The sequence below is a fragment of the Roseateles oligotrophus genome, from assembly GCF_025717515.1.
Classification (GTDB): Bacteria; Pseudomonadota; Gammaproteobacteria; order Burkholderiales; family Burkholderiaceae_C; genus Paucibacter_A; species Paucibacter_A oligotrophus.
This window is the reverse complement of the sequence record NZ_JAJIRN010000002.1, coordinates 526354-546811: the sequence shown is the minus strand read 5'-3', so window position 1 is coordinate 546811 and position 20458 is coordinate 526354. Positions and strand designations below refer to the sequence as shown.

At 62.9% G+C, this 20458-nt stretch carries 18 protein-coding genes; 7 read left to right on the top strand and 11 right to left on the bottom strand.

Annotation, left to right across the window (positions count from 1 at the left end):
• Positions 1 to 34 precede the first annotated feature (34 nt).
• Positions 35 to 3502, top strand: coding sequence for a sensor domain-containing phosphodiesterase (locus tag LNV07_RS05710; RefSeq protein ID WP_263570200.1), 3468 nt, complete (start codon positions 35 to 37; stop codon positions 3500 to 3502).
• A 28-nt stretch (positions 3503 to 3530) separates the two neighbouring features.
• On the opposite strand, the gene LNV07_RS05705 is transcribed toward LNV07_RS05710, so the two are convergent.
• On the bottom strand, positions 3531 to 4541 hold the full coding sequence (locus tag LNV07_RS05705) for an NAD(P)-dependent alcohol dehydrogenase (protein WP_263570199.1): 1011 nt from the start codon (positions 4539 to 4541) through the stop codon (positions 3531 to 3533).
• A 69-nt stretch (positions 4542 to 4610) separates the two neighbouring features.
• Between LNV07_RS05705 and LNV07_RS05700 the strand changes: the two genes are divergently transcribed.
• Entirely contained in the window at positions 4611 to 5327 is a 717-nt protein-coding gene (locus LNV07_RS05700) for a TetR/AcrR family transcriptional regulator C-terminal domain-containing protein (RefSeq protein WP_263570198.1), read from the top strand.
• 2 nt (positions 5328 to 5329) lie between these two features.
• Here LNV07_RS05700 and LNV07_RS05695 read toward each other — a convergent pair whose 3' ends face one another.
• Both LNV07_RS05695 and LNV07_RS05690 read right to left on the bottom strand, forming a co-directional pair.
• Positions 5330 to 6016 carry a glutathione S-transferase family protein gene (locus LNV07_RS05695; RefSeq protein WP_263570197.1) on the bottom strand — a complete coding sequence of 229 codons (687 nt, stop codon included), beginning with the start codon at positions 6014 to 6016 and terminating at the stop codon, positions 5330 to 5332.
• Entirely contained in the window at positions 6013 to 6459 is a 447-nt protein-coding gene (locus tag LNV07_RS05690) for a DoxX family protein (protein ID WP_263570196.1), read from the bottom strand. The genes LNV07_RS05695 and LNV07_RS05690 overlap by 4 nt, the downstream gene beginning before the upstream one ends.
• A gap of 78 nt (positions 6460 to 6537) precedes the next feature.
• Between LNV07_RS05690 and LNV07_RS05685 the strand changes: the two genes are divergently transcribed.
• On the top strand, positions 6538 to 7434 hold the full coding sequence (locus LNV07_RS05685) for a LysR family transcriptional regulator (protein ID WP_263570195.1): 897 nt from the start codon (positions 6538 to 6540) through the stop codon (positions 7432 to 7434).
• Positions 7435 to 7664: 230 nt separating this feature from the next.
• Positions 7665 to 8966 (top strand): NF038122 family metalloprotease, encoded by a 1302-nt coding sequence (locus LNV07_RS05680; protein ID WP_263570194.1) that lies wholly within the window; start codon positions 7665 to 7667, stop codon positions 8964 to 8966.
• Here the strand turns inward: LNV07_RS05680 and LNV07_RS05675 are convergent.
• The 7 genes from LNV07_RS05675 to LNV07_RS05645 all read right to left on the bottom strand — a co-directional run bounded on the left by LNV07_RS05675 (position 8963) and on the right by LNV07_RS05645 (position 14708).
• Positions 8963 to 9094, bottom strand: coding sequence for a hypothetical protein (locus LNV07_RS05675; RefSeq protein WP_263570193.1), 132 nt, complete (start codon positions 9092 to 9094; stop codon positions 8963 to 8965). The genes LNV07_RS05680 and LNV07_RS05675 overlap by 4 nt on opposite strands.
• Positions 9091 to 10083, bottom strand: a complete 993-nt coding sequence (locus LNV07_RS05670) for an LLM class flavin-dependent oxidoreductase (RefSeq protein WP_263570192.1) — start codon at positions 10081 to 10083, stop codon at positions 9091 to 9093. Before LNV07_RS05670 ends, LNV07_RS05675 begins: the two co-directional genes overlap by 4 nt.
• A 68-nt stretch (positions 10084 to 10151) precedes the next feature.
• Positions 10152 to 10361: a DUF1737 domain-containing protein gene (locus LNV07_RS05665; RefSeq protein WP_263570191.1), complete on the bottom strand. Its 210-nt coding sequence runs from the start codon at positions 10359 to 10361 to the stop codon at positions 10152 to 10154.
• A 70-nt stretch (positions 10362 to 10431) separates the two neighbouring features.
• Positions 10432 to 12042, bottom strand: a complete 1611-nt coding sequence (locus LNV07_RS05660) for a GMC family oxidoreductase (RefSeq protein WP_263570190.1) — start codon at positions 12040 to 12042, stop codon at positions 10432 to 10434.
• Positions 12039 to 12548, bottom strand: a complete 510-nt coding sequence (locus LNV07_RS05655) for a hypothetical protein (protein ID WP_263570189.1) — start codon at positions 12546 to 12548, stop codon at positions 12039 to 12041. The genes LNV07_RS05660 and LNV07_RS05655 overlap by 4 nt, the downstream gene beginning before the upstream one ends.
• Positions 12545 to 13954, bottom strand: a complete 1410-nt coding sequence (locus LNV07_RS05650; protein WP_263570188.1) for a coniferyl aldehyde dehydrogenase — start codon at positions 13952 to 13954, stop codon at positions 12545 to 12547. Before LNV07_RS05650 ends, LNV07_RS05655 begins: the two co-directional genes overlap by 4 nt.
• A 118-nt stretch (positions 13955 to 14072) precedes the next feature.
• Positions 14073 to 14708 (bottom strand): DJ-1/PfpI family protein, encoded by a 636-nt coding sequence (locus LNV07_RS05645; protein ID WP_263570187.1) that lies wholly within the window; start codon positions 14706 to 14708, stop codon positions 14073 to 14075.
• 57 nt (positions 14709 to 14765) lie between these two features.
• On the opposite strand from LNV07_RS05645, the gene LNV07_RS05640 reads away from it, so the two are divergent.
• A complete protein-coding gene (locus LNV07_RS05640; RefSeq protein WP_397545526.1) occupies positions 14766 to 16598 on the top strand; it encodes an OPT/YSL family transporter in 1833 nt (610 codons plus the stop codon).
• Between the two features lie 146 nt (positions 16599 to 16744).
• Here the strand turns inward: LNV07_RS05640 and LNV07_RS05635 are convergent, their stop codons facing one another.
• The gene (locus LNV07_RS05635; protein ID WP_263570186.1) at positions 16745 to 17488 is read right to left on the bottom strand and encodes a substrate-binding periplasmic protein; all 744 of its coding nucleotides are present in this window, start codon (positions 17486 to 17488) and stop codon (positions 16745 to 16747) included.
• A gap of 436 nt (positions 17489 to 17924) precedes the next feature.
• Between LNV07_RS05635 and LNV07_RS05630 the strand changes: the two genes are divergently transcribed.
• Positions 17925 to 19313 (top strand): esterase-like activity of phytase family protein, encoded by a 1389-nt coding sequence (locus LNV07_RS05630; protein ID WP_263570185.1) that lies wholly within the window; start codon positions 17925 to 17927, stop codon positions 19311 to 19313.
• 114 nt (positions 19314 to 19427) lie between these two features.
• Complete coding sequence (locus LNV07_RS05625; RefSeq protein ID WP_263570291.1) at positions 19428 to 20378, top strand: DHH family phosphoesterase; 951 nt, start codon at positions 19428 to 19430, stop codon at positions 20376 to 20378.
• Positions 20379 to 20458 lie beyond the last annotated feature (80 nt).

Sequence of the window (20458 nt, the reverse complement as noted above, 5' to 3'; positions counted from 1 at the left end):
GTTATTCTGTCCGGCAAAGGAAGCGCAGCCGCCGATGTTGAACCGACCTTCATCATTTTCTCGAGAAGTCTGGCGATTGGTGGGCCTGCTCTTGGCTTTCGCCTTGGTCTTCGGCCTCTATGTGCGTGCGGAAAAGCAGATCGATCTGGCTAACGCGCGGCGCCAGCAGTCTTTCTTGCTTAGCGATGAGTTGCGCCGCTCCTCCGATGACCTGACCCGCATGGCGCGCTCCTATGTGGTCACCCGAGAAGCCAGATACCGGCAGTATTACCAGGAGATTCTGGACATCCGCAGCGGCAAGAAGGCCCGTCCGGCCCACTACGAGTTTGTCTATTGGGATCTGGTGCTGGCCAATGGGCCGCGCAGCGAGGGTGGCGAGGGTGTCGCAAGCGCCCTGCAGCAGCGCATGCTGCGGGCCGGTTTCACTGAACAAGAGTTGCAAAAGCTGGCACTGGCCGAGGCCAACTCGAACCGTCTGGCCGAAAGGGAAATCGCCGCGATGCGCCTGGCCGAGGCCGGCGGCGCCGAAGCCATCCCGATGTTGTTTGATCAAGCCTATGTGCAGGCCAAGGCGGCCATCATGCAGCCGATCCAGGACTTCCAGACCATGCTGGACGAGCGAACGCTGATTTCGGTGAGTTCGGCCGAACGCGTGGCGCTAGCCCTGCGCTTGCTGGCGATCACGGTCGGCCTGGGTCTTATCTTCATGCTGTGGCGGGCCGGCAGGGTTTTGCGCAGCACCCTGGGCGGGCCCGTCGAGGAAATCCACCGCCACCTCAGCCGCATCGGCAGCGGCGACTTTTCCGGCCGCATCGAGTTGCGCGATGAGAGTGAGAACAGTGTGCTCGGCTTGTTGGCGCAGACCCAAGGCGAACTGCAGCAGATCGATCTTGAGCGCAAACTGATCCGAAACGTCGAGCAGTTTCGCAGCCATATATTGGAATTGCTGGCGGGCAATCTGAGCTTGCCCGCCATGCTTGAGGCACTGGTGCGCGGGCTTGAACAGTTGCACCCCGAAATGCTTTGCAGCGTTTTGTTGCTGGACGAAGAGGGCCAACACCTGGGCCAGGTGGTGGCTCCCAGTCTGCCGGTGTTTTATAACGCCGCACTGGAGGGCGTTCAAATCGGCCCGGAGGTGGGCTCATGTGGCGCGGCGGCGTTCAGCGGCCGTTTGGTCGTGGTTGAGGACATCCAGAACCACCCGTATTGGGCGCCGTACAAGTCCCTCGCGGCCAGTGCCGGTCTGGCGGCTTGTTGGTCGCAGCCGATTCTTTCCTCGTCCGGCCTGGTGCTGGGCACGCTTGCCATGTACCACCGCCAAGTGCATAGACCCTTGCCGGCCGACCTGCTTTTGATTGAGCAATCCGCCCATTTGGCGAGCATTGCCATCGAGAAGCATCAGGTGGCGCAAAAGCTGCTCGAGAGCGAAGCGCATTACCGTCTATTGACCGAAGACGTCTCCGATGTGGCCTGGAAGCTCGACCGCAACAACGTCTTCACCTATATCAGCCCCGCCGATGAGCGTATGCGCGGCTTCCCCGCCGAAGAGGTGATTGGCCACCATGTGTTTGATCTGTACACGGAGGAAGGGATCGCGGCGGTCACCAAATTGTTTCGCCAGCGCGCGGATACAAAAGAAGCCAGGTCCAACACGATCAGCTTCGAGGTGCAGCAGCGCTGCAAAGACGGCAGCCTGATCTGGACGGAAATACTCAGCACGCCGACGCGCGACGAGCAGGGCTGCACCACCGGCTTTCACGGCATCACCCGCAATATCAGCGCCCGCAAGCTGGCCGAAGAGGCGCAACGGATTGCCGCCACCGCCTTCGAGTCGCAGGAGGGCATCTTCATCACCGACGCGGACAAGCGCATTCTTCGGGTCAATCGGGCCTTCACGGAAATTACCGGCTACAGCGCCGAGGAGGCGCTTGGACAAAACCCCCGGATGCTCAAGTCGGGCCGCCACGACGCTGCCTTCTACGCCGCCATGTGGGCAAGCCTGGGCGCCGATGGTTTCTGGCAAAGCGAAATTTGGAACCGGCGCAAAAGTGGCGAGATCTTCCCGCAGTTGATCACCATCACGGCGGTGAAGGGTGATACCGACCGGGTCACGCATTACGTCGCCACCTTTACCGACATCACCCTGCGCAAGGTGGCGGAGGAGCAGATTCGCAGCCTAGCCTACTTTGACCCGCTGACCAAATTGCCGAATCGCCGGCTGCTGTCGGACCGCATGACGCAGGCGCAAGCCCAAGCTGCCCGGCATGGCATGGAAGGAGCCTTGCTGCTGATCGACCTGGATCATTTCAAGACCCTCAATGACGCCCTCGGCCATGACAAGGGCGATTTGCTGCTGCAGCAGGTGGCGGCGCGGCTGCTCGGCTGCGTGCGTGAAAGTGACACGGTCGCGCGTTTGGGGGGTGACGAATTTGTGGTGATCCTGGCAGACCTGAGCGATTCGGAAAACACCGCTGTGGGCCAAAGTGAGCGCGTGGCCGAAAAGATCCTGAGCGCACTCGACTGGACCTTTTTGCTTGACGGCTTCGAGCATCACAGCAGTTCCAGCATCGGTATTGCGCTGTTTTCGGATCACAGCGAGAGCTTTGATGAGTTGCTGAAGCGGGCCGATCTGGCCATGTATCAGGCCAAGGCCGCCGGGCGCAACACACTGCGCTTTTTTGACCCGCAGATGCAGGCGGTGGCGAGCGCCCGCGCGGCGCTCGATGCCAGATTGCGCGAGGCCATCCGTGACGAGCAGTTCAGCCTGCACTATCAAGCGCAGGTCTGCGGCCTTGGTGCGGATGGCGCCGAGCAGGGCTGGCGCATCACCGGCGTGGAGGCCTTGCTGCGCTGGCTCGACCCCTTGCATGGCCCGGTGTCACCCGCCGTCTTCATCCCGCTGGCCGAGGAGACCGGGCTGATCCTGCCGCTCGGCGCCTGGGTGCTGGAGGCGGCTTGCGAGCAATTGGCAAGCTGGGCCAAAGAGCCGGACTTGGCGCATCTGACGGTGGCGGTGAATGTCAGCGCGCGGCAGTTTCATCAGCCCGATTTCGTGAGCCAGGTCTTGACCGTGCTGGCGCGCACCGGCGCCAATCCGCAACGGCTCAAGCTCGAGTTGACCGAGAGCATTCTGGTCGCCAATGTGGAAGACATCATCAGCAAGATGACGGCCTTGAAGGCGCAGGGTGTCGGTTTTTCGCTGGATGACTTCGGCACCGGCTATTCCTCCTTGTCTTATTTGAAGCGGCTGCCCTTGGACCAACTCAAGATCGACCAGAGTTTTATCCGCGATCTGCTGGTCGATGCCAATGACGCCGTGATCGCCAAGATGGTGATTGCGCTGGCCGGCAGCCTGGGTCTGTCGGTGATCGCCGAGGGCGTGGAAACCGAGGCGCAGCGCGACTTTCTGGCCGCACAGGGCTGTCATGCCTATCAGGGCTATTTGTTCGGCCGGCCCTTGCCGGTGGCCGAGTTCGAGCAGCTTGCGCTGCGGCAGGCTTGATTGCCTGCGCTTACGTCTACGTCTACGTCTACGCCCGCGTCAGGCTGTCAAAGTTCAGCAGCACCGCCCCGCGCTTGCGGCCGGTCTCCACATAGGCATGGGCCGCCGCCGCCTCTTCGAAGGCGAAGCTGCGGTCGATGACCGGCTGCAAGACGCCTTGTTCGGCCAGGCGAGCGAGTTGCTGAATGTCGGCCGGCAATTCCGCTGCCGGGCCACCGATCGAGCGCTTGCTGCCCCGAGGCCGCGCGAGCAGATCGGGCAGGCCACCGGCCACCGAGAGGTAGCGCCCGCCTTCGTTCAGGACCGGGCAGCAGGCGGCAAAGTTGCTAGCGCCTACCGTGTCGGCGATGACGTCGAAGCGTCCGGCTGATTGCGTGAAATCCTCGTTCCGGTAGTCGATCACCCGGGCCGCGCCCAAGGACCGCACCAGATCGACATTCGCGCCGCTGCACACACCCGTGACCTCGGCGCCCAAGTGGCGTGCCAACTGCACAAAGGCCGTGCCCACCGCGCCCGAAGCGCCTATCACCAAGATCTTCTCACCGGCCTTGAGTTCGGCCTTGCGCAAGTAGTGCAGCGCCGTCATGCCGCCGAACAAGAGGCTGGCGGCCTGCTCAAAGCCGAGCTTGGCCGGCTTCAAGACGAGCGGCTTTTTGCGCGGATCCAGGCACCGGTACTCGGCATGGCAGCCCATCGCCGCGCCGGCAAAGCCCATCACCGCATCGCCCGGCTTGAAGCTTGTTACCTCTCGGCCGACCGCCTCCACCACGCCTGCCAGGTCGGTGCCCAGCACCGGCTGGCGCGGGCCCGTGAAGCCCAATGCCAGGCGCCCGATCAGGCCAAAGCCGCGCGGCAGTTTCAGCGTGCGCACGCGCACATCGCCGGAAGCCACCGTGCTGGCGTGGATTCTGATCAGGACTTCATGATCGCCGGGCTGTGGCAGCGGTCGGGTTTGCAGGGCCAGCACTTCGGGGCCGCCATAGCGCTGGCAGACCCAGGCTTGCATCGTCAGCATGGGCTTCGTCGTTGTCTTGTTCATGGCTTGGTCTTTGCTGCGATACTTACGCTGTATGTATGAGGTTGCTATAGTCGCACTTACGGTGTAAGCATGTCAAGAGAAATCAAACCCGGCAAGACCTTGGGCTCGCCAGCTGCGAGCAAGTCCAAGCAGGGCGCCGAAGAAACTGCACGCCAGCCCCTGAGCCGCGAGCGCGTCTTGCTGGCCGCTGTTCGGCTGGCCGATGAGGCCGGCATCGAGGCGCTGTCGATGCGCAAGCTGGCGCAGTCCTTGGGCGTCGAGGCGATGTCGCTGTACAACCATGTGGCGAATAAAGAAGCGATGCTGGACGGCATGGTGGAGCTGGTGGTGGCCGAGATCGCGCTGGCTCAAAATGGTGGCGACTGGCGGGCGCAGATGCGCCTGCGCGCCGTGTCGGCCCACCGCGTGTTGATGAGTCACCCTTGGGCGACGATGTTGTTTGTGGCGCGCATGAATATCGGTCCGGCCATGTTGAGCAGCATTGACGCCACGCATGGCTGCCTGCGCGAGGCCGGCTTTTCGCATGCGCTGGCCGACCATGCGCGCAATGTCATCGACAGCCACATCTATGGCTTCACGCTGCAGGCGCTGCTGTTCCCGATCGCCGCCGGCACCTATGCCGAAGCGGCGCGGAGCTTTTTGCCGATGCTGCCGGCCGAGCGCTACCCGCATATGCGGGCCTTGGCCGAGCAGGTGATTGGCGGCCAGTACGACGGCCAGCAAAGCTTCGAGTTCGGCCTGGATTTGATTCTGGACGGCTTGAGCGCTCTGCTGGCCCGGACTTGACGCTATACCAACTGCCTCGCCAGCATGCGGCCCGCCAAAGCCCCCTGGCGGGCGAGTAGAAATTCTTGCAAACGCTGCGGGTAGTCTGGCTGCGCCGCAGCGACCACCGAGGGCCGGGCGGCCAATTGCCGGCGCCAGCGCTGCAGCTTTGGCAGGCCAGTCCAGAAGCCAAAGTCGGCCGCGCCGGCTATGTTGTCGAACACGTCGAAGTAACGCAGTATCGGTGCGAACACCGCGTCGACGATGTTGAAACTGGCTCCTGCGAAGTACGGTCCCTCGGTGAGCTGCGCCTCAAGCTGCTCAAGACGCAGCCTGATCTCGGCGGCACGGGCGGCCAGCGCGGCCTCGTCCTGCGCGCTGTAGAAGCCCGCAATCGTTTTCAGCAAGGCCGAGCCGAACTCCATCCAAGCCCGGTGCTGGGCGCGTAGCAAGGCATTGCTGGGGTGCAGGCGGGGCAGGGCGGTCTCGTCCAGGTATTCGCAAATCACTGCCGATTCGAAGATGGCCGCGTCGCCGTCCAGCAGCAGCGGCGTCTTGCCCAAGGGCGATAGCTTCAAAAACCAGTCGGGCTTGTGGGCCAGATCGATGTCGCGCCGCTCGAAGGCGAGGCCCTTCTCGGCCAAGACGATGGCCACGCGTTGCACATAGGGGCAGAGCAGGTGCGAGACCAGCAGCAAGGGGCCGCTCATTTCGTCGCATCCATTGCGTCACCGAAGATGAAAGCCGGCAGCAGCGCCGGGCTGCGTTTGAGCGCGGCGGCGCCGTCACCCAGCAAGTACAGCGCGACCGACGCGGCCATCAGAAAGACCGGGTACTCCCAGCCGCCGCCGGCGCTGGTGTGGACCCAGCCATTGGGCAGATGCACCCAGGCGGCCACCGCCATCACCGGCAGCAGGGCCAGCGCGACCTGGCGAGCGTAGAGGCCGAGCAGTAGCGCGACGCCGCCCAGCAACTCGAAGGCAAAGACCGGGTAGGCGAGCCAGCCGGCAAAGCCGATGCTGGCGAAGTATTGGGCGGTGCCGGGCAGCGTGAAGACCAGCAATTTGAGCAGCGCGTGCGAGATCCACATGGCGGCCAGGCTGAGGCGCAGGACGGTGATGCCGAGTTGTTGTGTGGCGTTTGATGTGTTCATGAAGAAACTCCGGGTGGGTAGACAGGGCTTCACTGTAGGATTGCGCAATTGAAATGTTAATAGGCAGGGTGGCAGTAAATGATTGCAAAGACGCAATACAAAATGACGCCGGCCGACTTGGCCGTGGTGCTGGCCTTGGTGCGCGGCAGTAGCCTGGCCGGTGCCGGCGAGCGCGTCGGCGCCGATGCTTCGACGGTGTTCCGCTCGCTGCAGCGCATCGAGCGCGGTTTGGGGCGGGCCTTGTTCGAGCGCTCGCGCGCCGGCTATATCGCGACCGAGTTGGCGGCGCAGTTGGCCGAACATGCCGAGCAATTGGAGGCGACGCTGGAGGCGGCGCGCAATGCCGTCGAGACGGCGCCGTCGCAAGTCTCCGGCCTCGTGCGTATCAGCAGCACCGACACCATCTTGCACGGCCTGGTGGCGCCGGCCTTGCGCAGCTTGCAGCTGCTTCATCCCTTGCTGGGCTTTGACTTGCACACCGGCAATGAGTTGGTCAGCCTGACCAGGCGCGACGCCGACATCGCCGTGCGCGCCACCAAGCGCCCGCCCCAGCATTTGGTGGGCAAACAGATCGGGCCGATCCGGGTCGCGCTGTATGCGGCCAAGGCCAAACAGGCCGCCAAGCCCAACATCAAACTCGCCGATGTCGAGGCCGGCCGGGTCGACTGGATCGCGCCCGACGAGGCGCTGCCCGAGCATCCGTCGGTGGTTTGGCGCAAAAGGAACTTCCCCAAGGTCCTGCCGCGCTACCGGGTCGGCAGCATTTTGTCGGTGCTGGAGTTGGTGGCGCTGGGCATGGGTGTGGGCATCGCTCCCTTGTTCCTGGCCGAAGGGCGCAGCGATGTGATCCGCTTGACCGAGCCGCTGGACGAATGCGAGACCGAGCTATGGTTGCTGACCCATCCCGAGTCCCGCCATCTGCGCCGCGTCTCAGCCGTCTATGGTCACTTGGCGCTGACCCTGCAGATGCCCTGACATAGATTCAAGGTTTGCCACTCAAGGCGCGGACCGGATTGAGGGTCGTTGCCTAAGCAAATAGTCGTTAGACCAAGGGTAAATACCAGAGTAAAAACCCGCACTCAACTTGAGGGGGTGACGTTTCACATGGGTGAATTAATTAAATATAGTCGGATGCCTGAATTGGGGAGCGGCAATGACTTGCCAATCCTTTCTGCCCAACCCCTAGCCCGACGGACTGCAAGCAAATGAAAAAAATCAACCTCCTGAACCTGATCGCGGCCGCCGCGGCCGTCGTGTGCATGGCACCGGCCGGCGCAGCCAATATCGTTTTGCACGACACCAGCAATAGCTTCGCCATCGCCCCGAATGGTGCGGATGCGCTGCTGGCGTTCCAGAAGGCCGCGAACTACTGGAACAAGACGCTGACCAACGACGCGACGATCAATATCAATATTTCTTTCGCCGCGCTGGACGCGGGTGTCCTGGGCCAAGCCGGTAGCGCAGGTCAGGCGGTGAATGTTGCCGATGTCTATGCCAGCCTGGCAGCCACCGGCAATAGTGCGCTGGACAGCATCGCCGTCAAGAACCTCTCCAAGCTCAACGAGTACGGCAGCCTGGCCATGCGCGTCAATGGTTATCTCGACCCGGCCAAGAGTTTCGGCGTCGATGTGGGCGGCGCGAGCCGACTATCAAACGGCAATAACGGCATCAATCAAGCGCTGTGGGTCAACCAATCGGTCGTCAAGGCGCTGGGTCTGCAGCTGGACCCCCGGGCCGAGCGTTATGACGCCAACATCACCTTCAGCTCGAGCTTTGGCTTCGATTTCAACCCGACCAACGGCATCGGCGCGGGCCTCTATGACTTCACCGCCGTGGCCGTGCATGAGTTGGGCCATGCGCTAGGCTTCGTCAGTGGCACCGATTCATTTGACGCGCTCGGCCGCAGCAAGAAGGGCCCAGGCCCGGCGGCCGACGCCTTCGAGGCCGGCGCCTTCGGCACCACCAATATCGATGACTTCGCGATCGGCAGCACCCTCGATCTGTTCCGTTATGGCAATGGCTTGAATGCCGATGGCAGCCGCCAGTTGCAATGGGGCGCCGACCGCACGGCCTTCTTCTCGATCGACGGCAATAAGGTCTTCAACCTGCCCGACAACGATCAAGAAGCCGCCTTCTTCTCGACCGGCCAGTTCAACGGCGACGGCAGCCAGGCCTCGCATTGGAAGGACAATCTGGGCGCGCTGGACGGCGACGGCATGTGCTTCCAGTCCTCCCGCGCGATCGGCATCATGGACCCCACGGCTTCACCTTGCCACACCGGCAATGTGACGCAGAACGATCTGGCGGCCTTTGACGCGATGGGCTGGAATCTCGATGGCGATGTGCTGCAGAAGAAGAACTACAGCATGGACACGGCGCAAATTTACGCGATGGACGGTGTGGCCACCGTGGTCGCCGTGCCCGAGCCAGCAACCTGGGCGCAATTGCTCTTGGGCTTTGGCATCATCGGTGGCTTTTTGAGCCGCCGGCGCGGCGCTCGCGCCTAACCGTAGAGCTTGCCATTGGGGCAAGCCGACCCGCCATTGCGGCGGGTCTTGCCGCCATCGAACTCAGCCCGCGCCGCTCCAAACTCCAGTGCGGCGGGGCGGGCAAGGCGTGATTGGTCTTGGCTCAAGCGCCGAGATTCAACTCCGCCAGTAGTTGGTAGGAACGCAGTCTGGCCTGCGCGTCATGCACCGCGCAGGCGACGATGAACTCGTCCACGCCGGTGCGCGCCTGCGTCGCCCGCAGGCCGGCGGCCACCGTGGCGGGTGAGCCAAGCAGCGACTCGGCCAACATGCGCTCAACGCCGGCCTGCTCCGCCGCGCTCCACAAGCCCGCCATGCTGTCTACCGGCCGCGGCAATAGGCCGCGTTTGCCGCGCTGCATGCCCAAGAAGCGCTGTTGCAGCGAGGTGTATAGGTAGCGGGCCTCGGCGTCGCTGTCGCCGACGATGATGTTGATGCCCATCATCGCGTAGGGCTTGGGGTGGCTCGGGCTGGGCCGGTATTGGCTGCGGTATAGCTCCAAGGCCTGCATCAGCATCTCCGGCGCGAAATGCGAGGCGAAGGCAAAGGGCAGGCCCAGATAGGCGGCCAGCTGCGCACTGTAAAGACTAGAGCCGAGCAGCCAGATCGGCACCTCGGTGCCCTGACCGGGCACCGCGCGCACGACCTGACCCTCGCGCTCCGGCGCCAGATAACTCTGCAACTCGATGACATCCTCGGGGAATCGATCTTCGCCCGCACGGTCCAGATGACGGCGCAGCGCCCGCATCGTCGGCCCGTCGGTGCCAGGCGCGCGGCCCAGGCCCAGATCGATACGGCCGGGGAAGAAGGTGGCCAGCGTGCCGAACTGCTCGGCAATCACCAGCGGCGCATGATTGGGCAGCATGATGCCGCCGGCACCGACCCGAATCTTCTGCGTCGCGGCCGCCAATTGACCGATCACCACCGCCGTGGCCGAACTGGCGATGCCGTCCATATTGTGGTGTTCGGCGACCCAGAAGCGCCGATAGCCTAAGGGCTCGGCATGGCAGACCAAGGCGATGCTATTGGCCAGGGCAGCGGCAGCGTTGCTGCCTTCGACGATGGGGGCAAGGTCAAGAATGGAGAGCGGCGTCATGGCGGCAGTCTAGGCGCTTCAGAATGATTTCGCTGGCGCTCTGAACATGCCATGCGGCAGAGCGCGGACTACAGCTCTTGCGTCGGGCTATCCGGCTCGATGCGCGGCCATAGCAGCGCCTGTGCAACGATGACGTCCTGGCCGTTGAAGGTGGCCGCAGGCGACCCATAGAGCTTGTAGCCGAGCGCGATGGCCTCACTGACGCGGCGACAAAAATTGGCGTCGTCTTTGCCGGTCAGCAGCCGGTAGATTGGAAGACCTTCGGGCGGTGTGTTCATTCTCTGCGCGGGGTTTGAGTATTCGGCTTGGCGCGCAGATTTTGAATAGTCCGCTCTGACGCCGAGCGTATTAAACCAGCTGCACATCCTTGGCTGCCAGGCGTTTGGCCAAACCGGTCGCCATCCTGGCGGCCTGCCCATAGACCGACAACTGTGGGTTGGCGCCTATGCTGGTGGGGAAGACCGAGCCGTCATGCACGGACAGGTTGTCGAGCTGCCAATGTTGGCCGTCCGGGCGCACCACGCCCCGCCCGGCGTCCGCCGCCATCCGGCAGCCGCCCATCACATGGGCGCTGCCTACGGTGGTGATGAAGGGTTTGTAGGGCAGTTGCCGGATGGCCTCCTTGGCCTCGGCCCATGAGCCATAGTCGCGTGCCAGTTCATGCACCGGCCGCACGGTTTTTGCCCCGGCGGCGAACTGGATCTCGGTCATGCTCAAATGCGCGCGCCGCGCGCCGTCGAGCAAATAGGCGTTCAGCGGGTAGTTCAGCTGCGGGCTGCCGTCGCTTTTCAAACTGACCGCGCCGCCGCTTGATTCCGCATGGAAGCCATCGCGCAGCAGCCCAATCATCACGTTGGCATAAGGCATCAGCTTGGCGCGCTCGGCCAGCGTCGGCCCCACACCGCCCAGATTGGTCATCGCAAAGCCGGGGTGAACGGGTGCTACTTCCAACTTGTAGCCGATCGGCCCATCAACCGGGCCCTGGTGCAGGAAATGGTCGGAGAAGACGCTCAGCGGCGCGCCGGCCCAGCCTTCAACCGGTGCTGGCATCTGGGCGTGATTGGCCACGGTCGGGTGCAGAAACGTCCGCTTGCCGAGCAGGCTGTGAGGGTCGGGTGCGTTCGAGCGCAGCAGCAGGGCGGGCGAGTTGATGGCGCCACCGGCGATGACGAAATGGCGGGCCGTGATGCGCAGTTCCGGGCCATTGGCCGAGCCATCCAGATCGATCGGCTGGCACAGCAAGGCTTGCACGCTGCTGCCCTGCAGAAGCAGGCGCTGGGCCCGCGTTTGGACCAAGAGCGTCGCGCCAAGATCCAGCGCCGCCGGTATGGTGGTCACCAGCATCGACTGTTTGGCATTGGTCGGGCAGCCCATGCCGCAGGAGCCCAGGTTCCAGCAACCCTTGACGTTACGCTGCACGACCTTGCTCGAAATGCCGAGCTTGAGCGTGCCCCGGCGCAAGGCGTCGTTATTGCCATTCGGCTCGGCGAGCCAGTCGCTGATATTGAGGCGCTTTTCGACCTGTTCGAACCAGGGGGCGAGCTTTTCCGGGCTGCAATCGCTCAAACCGAACTCCTTGACCCATTGCGCCAAAGCATCGGGCGGCGTGCGGAAGGAGCCGGTCCAGTTGACGGTGGTGCTGCCGCCGACGCAGCGGCCCTGCAGGATGTTCATCGCCTGGTCGGTGGTCTTGCGCCCGGCGCCTTCCTGGTAGAGCTCGGCGTAGGCGGTGGCTTCACGCTGTTTGAAGTCGGAGCTGGAGCGCAGCGGGCCTTCTTCAACGATGATGATCTTGAGGCCGGCCTTGGCGAGCAATTCGGCCGTTATGCCGGCGCCGGCGCCGCTGCCGATGATGACGACATCGCAGTCGAATGCGGGCGGCAAGGCAGCATGGCCCGCACCCATTACTTTCCAGCCGCGCTCCAGCCCTTGCTTGATGGGATCAACAATACTGCTCATGGAATTTGTCTCGGTCCGGGGTAGCCGGTCAGCGACCAATGGTCGGGCTCGGTGAAGAAGGCGATGGTGTTGAGATCGCGCAGCGCGTGGTAGATCTGCTGGCGTACATCTAGGCTTGAGAGGCGCAACTCATTCAAGGTTTTTTGAATCTCGGCCGCGCTGGCCTCTCGCCAATCCTGGCTCATGCCTATCAGGGCCAGTCGCCCGCCACTGCTGCCCAGCAAGGCGAAGAGCTGCGAGAGCTCGGCCCTTACGGCCGCAGGATAGCCGCCGATATTGGCGTCAACCCGGTCCAGATGGGCTTGCACGGCCGCGTCTCGGGCCGGCCCTTCGGTGGGCCAGAGTCCGTCCATGACGCTCAGCGCCACCGCACGCATCAGTTCGCGCGCGGACGGGCTCATTTGCTTGCCCACCAGGCCAGGGCGCAGCAAGGCCATGCCACCGCCGACCACACCGAGCAGCACGGCGCCGCCCAGACCCAATTTCAGCAGGCTTCTTCTCTTCATACGATCTTCTTCAGCAGGTTCAAGAGCGTGGCGAAGGTCTTGCCGTAGGGCGGGTAGAACAGCTGGGTGCCGGCAAAGCGGGCCTGCGTGAAAACCGGCTTCTCTTTGCTGAAGGTGCGAAAGCCCCATTCGCCGTGATAACTGCCCATGCCACTGGCGCCGACACCGCCGAAGGGTTGCTCCTCCTGGCCCAGATGCCAGATGCAATCATTGATGGTGACGCCGCCCGCATGGCTGTGCTCCAGCACATATTGCTGCGCCGCCGCATCCTGGCCAAACCAGTACAGCGCCAAAGGCCGCTCATGCTTGTTGATGTAGTCCAAGGCCTCCTCGACCCGCGTGTAGCCGACGATGGGCAGCAGCGGGCCAAAGATTTCTTCGCGCATCACGGCCATTTCGTCCGTGACGTCGAGCAATAGATGCGGCGTCAATTTGCGGCCGGACAGCGTCTCTTGATGTGTGGGCAGCAGGCGCGCGCCGCGCGTCTTGGCGTCGCTGAGCAGGCCTTGCAGACGCGTCAGGTGGCGCTCGGCGGCGATGCTGCTGTAGTCGGGGTTGCCTTCCAGCGTCGGGAACAGGCGCTGCATCGCGGCGATGATCTCTTGCGCCAGCGGCTCGACCATCTCCTTGGGCACCAGCAGATAGTCGGGGGCCACGCAGGTCTGGCCGGCGTTGAGCAGTTTGCCGTAGGCAAGACGCTCGGCCGTCAGCTTCAAATGGCAGCTGCGGTCGACGATGGCCGGGCTCTTGCCGCCCAGCTCCAGCGTGACCGGGGTCAGGTTTTGCGCGGCCGCTTGCGCCACATGGCGGCCGACGGCGGTGGAGCCGGTGAAGAAGAGGTGATCAAAAGGCAGCTGTGTGAAAGCACGGCCGACCTCGGCGTCGCCGGTGATGACCTGCATTTCGTCCGGCTTGAAGAATTCGGCCACCATCTTGGCCATCAGGGCCGAGGTCGCCGGGGTCAATTCAGACGGCTTGATCATCACCCGATTGCCAGCGGCCAAGGCGGCCAGCGCCGGCGCCATCGCCAGGTAATAGGGGTAGTTCCACGGCGAAACAACGCCGACCACGCCGAGCGGCTGGCGCATTAGCTTGTTGCTGGCGGGCAGGTAATGCAGGGCGGTTGGCATGCGGCGTGCACGCATCCAAGCTTTCAGATGCTTTTGCGCATGCTTGGCGCCCGATTCGACGGTGAAGATGTCGGCCAACAGCGTCTCTTGGCTGGCCCGGTGGCCGAAGTCGCTGGAAATGGCCGTCACCAGGGCCTCGCTGTATTTGGCGGTCATCGCTCGCAGGCGTTGCAGCCTGTCCAGGCGCACGCTCAGGCTGGGGCTCATTTCGGCCCGGAAAGCGCCTCGCTGCAACTCGAGCGTCAAGTGCAGTCGCTCATGCAAGGTCTGATTCATTGCGTCTCCTAATTGTTCTTGGCCTAGGCTAACCGCAAGTGCCGCGCAGGCCAAGCGTATTGGCCCTTGGCTAGAGAGCTGCGTCTAGTCCCCGAGGTGACAGCTTGCGCCGGGATGCTCAGGCCAAAAATGGCTTCACACGCGCCAGCAGCCGCTCGACATAGGCATCCTTCTCCCCCACCGGCGCGACGTAATGCAAGGCCTCGCGGGTGGCGGTTTCGCCGGCGCGCTTGAGCATGACCCAGGTGGCCAGGTATTGCGCTGCCAGGCAGCCGCCCGCCGTGGCGACCTCGCCGCGTGCATGGAAGGGCTCGTCCAGCACCCGCGCGCCGGCCTCCACCACCCAAGGCTTGGTGCTCAGGTCCGTGCAGGCCGGCATGTCGCCGAGCAGGCCCAGCCGCGCGAGCAGCAGCGTGCCCGAGCATTGCGCACCGATCAACTGGCGCACCGGATCGAGCTGCAGCCGGTCCAGCAGCGCGGAGTTCTCGGCGATGGCGCGCGTGTAAATGCCGGAGCCAAACAAGACCACATCGGCCTCGTTGGCCCATTCAAGCGGGCGCTGCAACTGCACGGTGACACCATTCATCGAGGTCACCGCGTGGCCGGGGCCGCACAACTCGGCCGTCCAGCCCAAGGGGCGCAGACGGTTCAACAGGCCCAGCGCGATGAAGCTATCCAGCTCATTGAAACCATCAAAGCTCAGTATGGCGACCGAAACCGAGGCAAAAGCAGGGGAGGGGGTGTCTTCACTCATGGTGGGATTGTGAACCGGCAGCTACAGTGCGCGCCATCCCCTTAAATATTCCCCGCCATGGCCGCTTCTCAGCAAGTTCAGCAAGTCCATCAAGACCCGTCAGAAGCAATGATCGACACCCGCCGCTGGGCCTGGTTGCCGCCGGTCGGCTCGGCCGGCTATTACGGTTTGTTGGGCGCGATCGGCATGTTGGTGCTCGGGCCGCTGGGCGGCGTCACCGCCGCTTTCATGAACTTCTCGATCGGCTTCTATGTCGGGGGGCAGGTCTTGGCCGGCATTCTGGGCTCCGTCGTCACCTTCGGTTACGGCAGCGAGGGCAAGCATGGCGCCAACTACATCCAGACCACCGCGGCCTCGGTGGCCGGCATGATGGCGATGAGCACCTTGATCCAGGCAATGACCTGGATGGGCATGCCGCAGCCGCCGGCCTGGCAACTGGTGACCTATATGTTGTGCATAGGCATGATGGCCGCCGGCATTGGCATGTTGTACACGCCCATCCTGGTCGAGCGCATGCAGCTGGTCTTTCCTTCGGGCCTGGCGGTCGCCAACATCCTGCGCGCGCTGACCGACCCGGTGCTGTTGCGCCAGTCGGTCTCGCGTTTGTTCGGCGGCATGGCGGCCGGTTTGGCCGGTGGCTTGGCCGGCGCCAAAATCGCGGCCTTGGGTGCCATCGAGTTGTCGACCTCGACCTTCGGCGCCGGCCTGATCGTCGGCGCCCGCGTCGGCATCCCGGCAATTGCCGGCGGCCTGGCTTTCTGGGCGCTGGCGCCTTACTTCATCAGCATCGGCTGGTTGAAGGACGGTGAGCCCTTCCGCAAGATTGCCTTCCTGATCGCGCTGGGCATGATTCTCGGCGCCGCCGTCATCGATATGAGCCTGATCATGTGGCGTGCCGTCGCGCGCCTGCGCGATCCGGGTGAGCGTACCGTCGTGCCCGAGGAGCAGCGCACCGGCCCGCGTGCCAGCCTGCCGCGCCTGCTGAGCTGGGTGGCGGTGTGGACGGTGGCTACGGTGGTGGCGGGCGTGCAGTTCTTCAATGAGCCGGTGCACTACATGCTGATCGCGGTGGCGCTGGTCTATGTGTTCGCCATCGTCAACGGCATCTCGCTCGGTCTGACCGATTCGAATCCGATCTCGTCGGCCTTTGTGGTGACGGTCTTGTTGCTGGCCGCCATCGGACTGAAGGACCCGGTCTTGGGCCTGATGGCCGCCAGCGTGGTGTTCATCTCAAGCAGCGTGGCCGGCGATATGCAGCAAGACCGCTCGACCGGTTGGCGCTTGGGCACGAATCGGACGATCCAATTCCGCTTTCAGGTCGCCGGCATCTTGCTAGGCGCGGTGCTGGCGGTGGCGATTGCCCATCTGTTCATGAGCGCCTATCCGGTGCTGAAGCTGGACCAGACGGTGATGTCGGCCGAGCAGGTGCCGGCCCAGTGGACCTCGGCGATGACCTATAAATTCGTCGGCGTGTTGAGCACCTTGACCGAGCCCAAGCCGTTTCAGACCACGGCGATCTTGATCGGAATGGCGATCGGCCTGGTCACCGAGGTCTTGCGCAAGCTGATCAAGTCTAACGCCGTCTATCGTCGGTTTGTGGCCCGTGGCAAGCTCGGTTTCAGCGTTGACTTCTGCCTCGATGCCTTGATTCTGCCCAGCCCCTATGCCTCGTCTTTTGGCGGCTTCGTCAACCTGCCGACCTCGGCCTGGTTTGCGGCCGGTGGGGTGGTCTCGAGCCTGATCAATACGCTCAAGCCCAAGCCTAAAGCGGGTGAGCAGGACTTGCCGGAGGACATGAGCAGCACCTCGCTGGTCGGTGGTGGTTTGATTGCCGGCGATGCCTTGGCCGCGCTTGGCCTCGGCCTAGCGGGCTTGATGGCCTTGGTTTGAGGCTTATCGAGCTGGCGGCGACGAGGCCTTAAAACAGCCTTGCCTTCCGCAGGGTCAGGCCCGCAGCGGTGTTGATGCCCCTGCCAAGCTTGAGGTCAAGAAAAGCGGCTCAATTTTCCTTCGGCGCCAACAACCATGATCTGACTTCATTGATAGCTGCGTAGGATCCGCTCGATCTGGCCGGCCTTTTGCAGCGCCTCCATGGCAGCTTGCAGCCGCCTTATCGACTCGCCGCTGACACTCTTGCTGGCGTAAAGCACGTAACTCTTTTCATTGACGGCAAACGGGCCGGCGAACTGGGTTGCGTCGACGCCGGATTGTTTCAACGCATAACTGAGCAGGTAGTCGGACGAAATCACCGCGTCGAGGCGGTCCAGCGCCAGCATGCGCACACCTTGAAAGGGGTCGGCGACGCCGAACTTGCGGATGCTCTCATCCTTGTTGATGCTGTCGTCATAGAAGGCGCCGCGCGCCACGCCCAGGAGCTTGCCCTTGAGCTGGGCGGCGTTCTGGATGCCAGAGCTCTTTTTCGTCAAAACGACGAATTTGAAGGCGTGAATGGCGGCGACGCGTTGCGCGATCGAATCCAGCTCGGGGCCTTCAACGCCAAGCACAAGGTCGGCGCTGCCGTCCTTCAGACTCAAGGCCAAACGCACATAGACGGCGGAGCCGATTGTTACGGGCAGCGCGGCTTCGCGTGCCAGGGCCAGCATGATTTCATGGTGCATGCCGGGCCGGCCCGCCTCACCGTGCAGTGTGTAAGGCGCTACATCGTTGAGCAAGATGCGCAGCGGCAAGCCAGTAGCAGGCGCAGCCCATTGAGCGGCAGGGGCCGGAGTTTGAGCTTGTGCTTGAGTGCCGGCCGCCAGCAGGGTGGCAAACAAGCTCAAGCAAAGAAGCGCCAAACAAAGTTTGGCCGCTCTGCGCGGGCTGAGCGGCCTTGATATTGGCTGGGTGGAATAGGGCATGGACGAAGTCTAGCGAATGGGCAGAGGGCCAAGGGTCAAAGCGCTGGCATTCTCACCAGGTCTTGATGTTTTTTAGGATTCTGGTCGGGCGGGTCTTTGCGATCAGCCATCAGGGCGGCGAGGAAATCCAGCAATTGCCGATCACCATGGATGAGATCACAAGGCAAGCCGCAAGATGGCGAGGGCGTCGGCATGATTGTCGCGGGCCGCTGAAATGGCTTGGCGCATGGCGCCATGGCGCAACAGCGAGTGATCCATTTGGCCTAGGAACCCGCATTCGATGTCATCACCGCATCACCGCGAGCGCCAAGAATGCCACCCCGAAGCGCGGACTTTCTGCGCATTGGGAGTAGTAAACATGATGAACAAGTCAAATTTGAAGAACAAGGCCAAGCCAGCCGTGCTGCGCTTGATCGCGGTCGCCAGCGGCTTGGCACTTGCCGCCCCGGCGTTCGCTGCCGGCGCCACGCTGGAAGGCTGGGCGTTGATGCCCGCCAATACCTTTTCTGAAGGTCCGACAACCGGCCAATTCGCCAACGGTGCGGGCGGCAATGCCTTGCCGTTGTTGAACAAGCAATCGGTGCAAGGCTTCTCGGCCGTGTTGAATGGCCCGGTCGCCGGCAGCTATTTGTTCATGCCCGATAACGGCTTCGGCACCAAGGGCAACTCGGCCGATGCCTTGCTGCGCATGTACGCGGTGACGCCTGATTTCAAGACCGCCATCGGTGGCAGCGGCACGGTCAAGGCCGCCAACTACAACAGCGGCGCGGTGATGTCTGGCTTCAATGCCGGCAGCTACATCAACCTGGCCGATCCGGACAAAAAGATCGGTTTTGCGATCCAGGCCGATTACACCAATTACTACAACAACGCCGCCAATCCGCTCGTCGATGCCAGCATCCGTTCGGGCCGCTTGCTGACCGGCGCCGATTTCGATATTGAGTCGGTGCGCAAAGACAAGAATGGCAATTTGTGGTTCGGCGATGAGTTTGGGCCCTTTTTGGTCAAGGCCGATGCCAGCGGCAAGGTGCTGCGCGGTGAGGTCGGCTTGCCCGGCGTGATGTCGCCACAAAACCCTTATTTGAATGGCGGCACGGCCAACTTGAACGGATCCAACGGCTTTGAGGGCATGGCCATCAACCGCGCCGGCGACAAGCTGTTCACGCTGCTGGAAGGCACGGTCGCCGGCGACGACGCCAGCCGCAAGACGCTGCGCATCAATGAGTTCAGCATCGACGCCGAGGCCTATACCGGCCAGCAGTGGAAGTACAAGCTCGACGTGGCCGGCACCAATATCGGCGACATGACCGCCCTCAATGACCATGAATTTCTGATCATCGAGCGCAACGGCGTGACCGCCACTTCGGCTTCGGGTACGCCCTTCAAGAAGATCTTCCGCATCGACATCAACAAGCTCGACGCTGAAGGCTATGTGGCCAAGTCGGAGGCGGTCGACCTGATGAATATCGCCGACCCGGATGACCTCAACGGCGACGGCAAAGCCACCTTCACCTTCCCCTTCGTGACGATCGAAAGCGTGTTGGTGCTGGATGAGAACACCTTGCTGGTGGCGAATGACAACAACTACCCCGGCGTCGGTGGCCGTGATCTGGGTTCGGACAATACCGAGTTCCTGAAGATCCGCCTGACCAGCGCGGTACCGGAGCCCAGCACCTATGCGCTGCTGCTGGCGGGTCTGGGCGCGATCGGCTTCTTTGTGGCCGGGCGTCGCAAGCAGGACCGATAAGCGGCTAGCGTAGAAATAGTCGGACATGACTTGCCGCCCGGCTAGCTGAAGATCGAGGTTTTTTTCAAGACAGCTTGGGCGGACGGCTACGATGCAAGGTCACCCAACTCAAGTCTGATTGTGAAACCTATCCTCCCTTTGCAATTGCTGTTTGCCCCTTCTCCGAATGACCCGCAGCCGCTGATTCTTTATCACGGCAAAGGCTGCTCCGACGGCTTTGCTGCGGCACTCGCAGCCTGGATCTTCTACCAGGGGCAGGCCGAATTCATCGGGCTGGATCATGGCCAAGTTCAGGCTTTGGCCGACTTGCCGCCTGTGGCTGGCCGTGCGGTCTATATCCTCGACTTCTCGTTTCCGGCAGAAATTTTGCGAGGCATTGAAGAATCCGCTGCCAAGTTGGTGCTGCTGGATCACCACAAGAGCGCGGCCGAAAAGCTGTCGGGCTTCAATTGCCGCTGCGGGGTGGTGCACTTCGACATGAGCAAGTCCGGCGCGCGGCTTGCCTGGGAGTTCTTTCAGCCCGAACAGCCCTTGCCCGATCTGGTGCGTTTCATCGAAGACCGGGACATCTGGGCCTGGCAATACGCAGAGAGTGGCGCTTTCCTGTCGGCGCTGGACATGGAGGCCAAGGAGTTTGTTCGCTGGCAAGAAATCGCGAACTTTGGCACCGATCAGGTCGCCAACTTCATGGCCCGTGGCGCGGCGATGGACGAAAAATATCGCAAGCTGTGCGCCGACTTGGCGGAGGGCGCTCAGCCGCTCACATTCAATGGCGTCGAGGGTTTGATGGTCAATGCGCCGGGCATGTTCCACAGCCTCGTCGGAGATCTGCTGTCGGCCAAGTCCGGCACCTTTGCCTTGATGTGGAGCGCCGGGCAGGGCGGGGCGGTGAAATGTGGGCTGCGCTCACAGCGCAACTTTGATTGCATTGTGCTGGCCGAAAGCATGGGCGGAGGTGGGCATGCACAGGCTTGTGGTTTCAGGATGGGGGTGGAACGCTTGCCTGAGTTGCTTGGCGGTGTATTTGCTGCACGAAGCGGCGGAGATGCCAGGCCCGCAGGCTGAAAAATCATAGGGAGCGGATTCAAAGCCTGCCCGCTCCCCACTCGAAGATCATCTACAGTCGCTCAAGCCATGGCTTGATG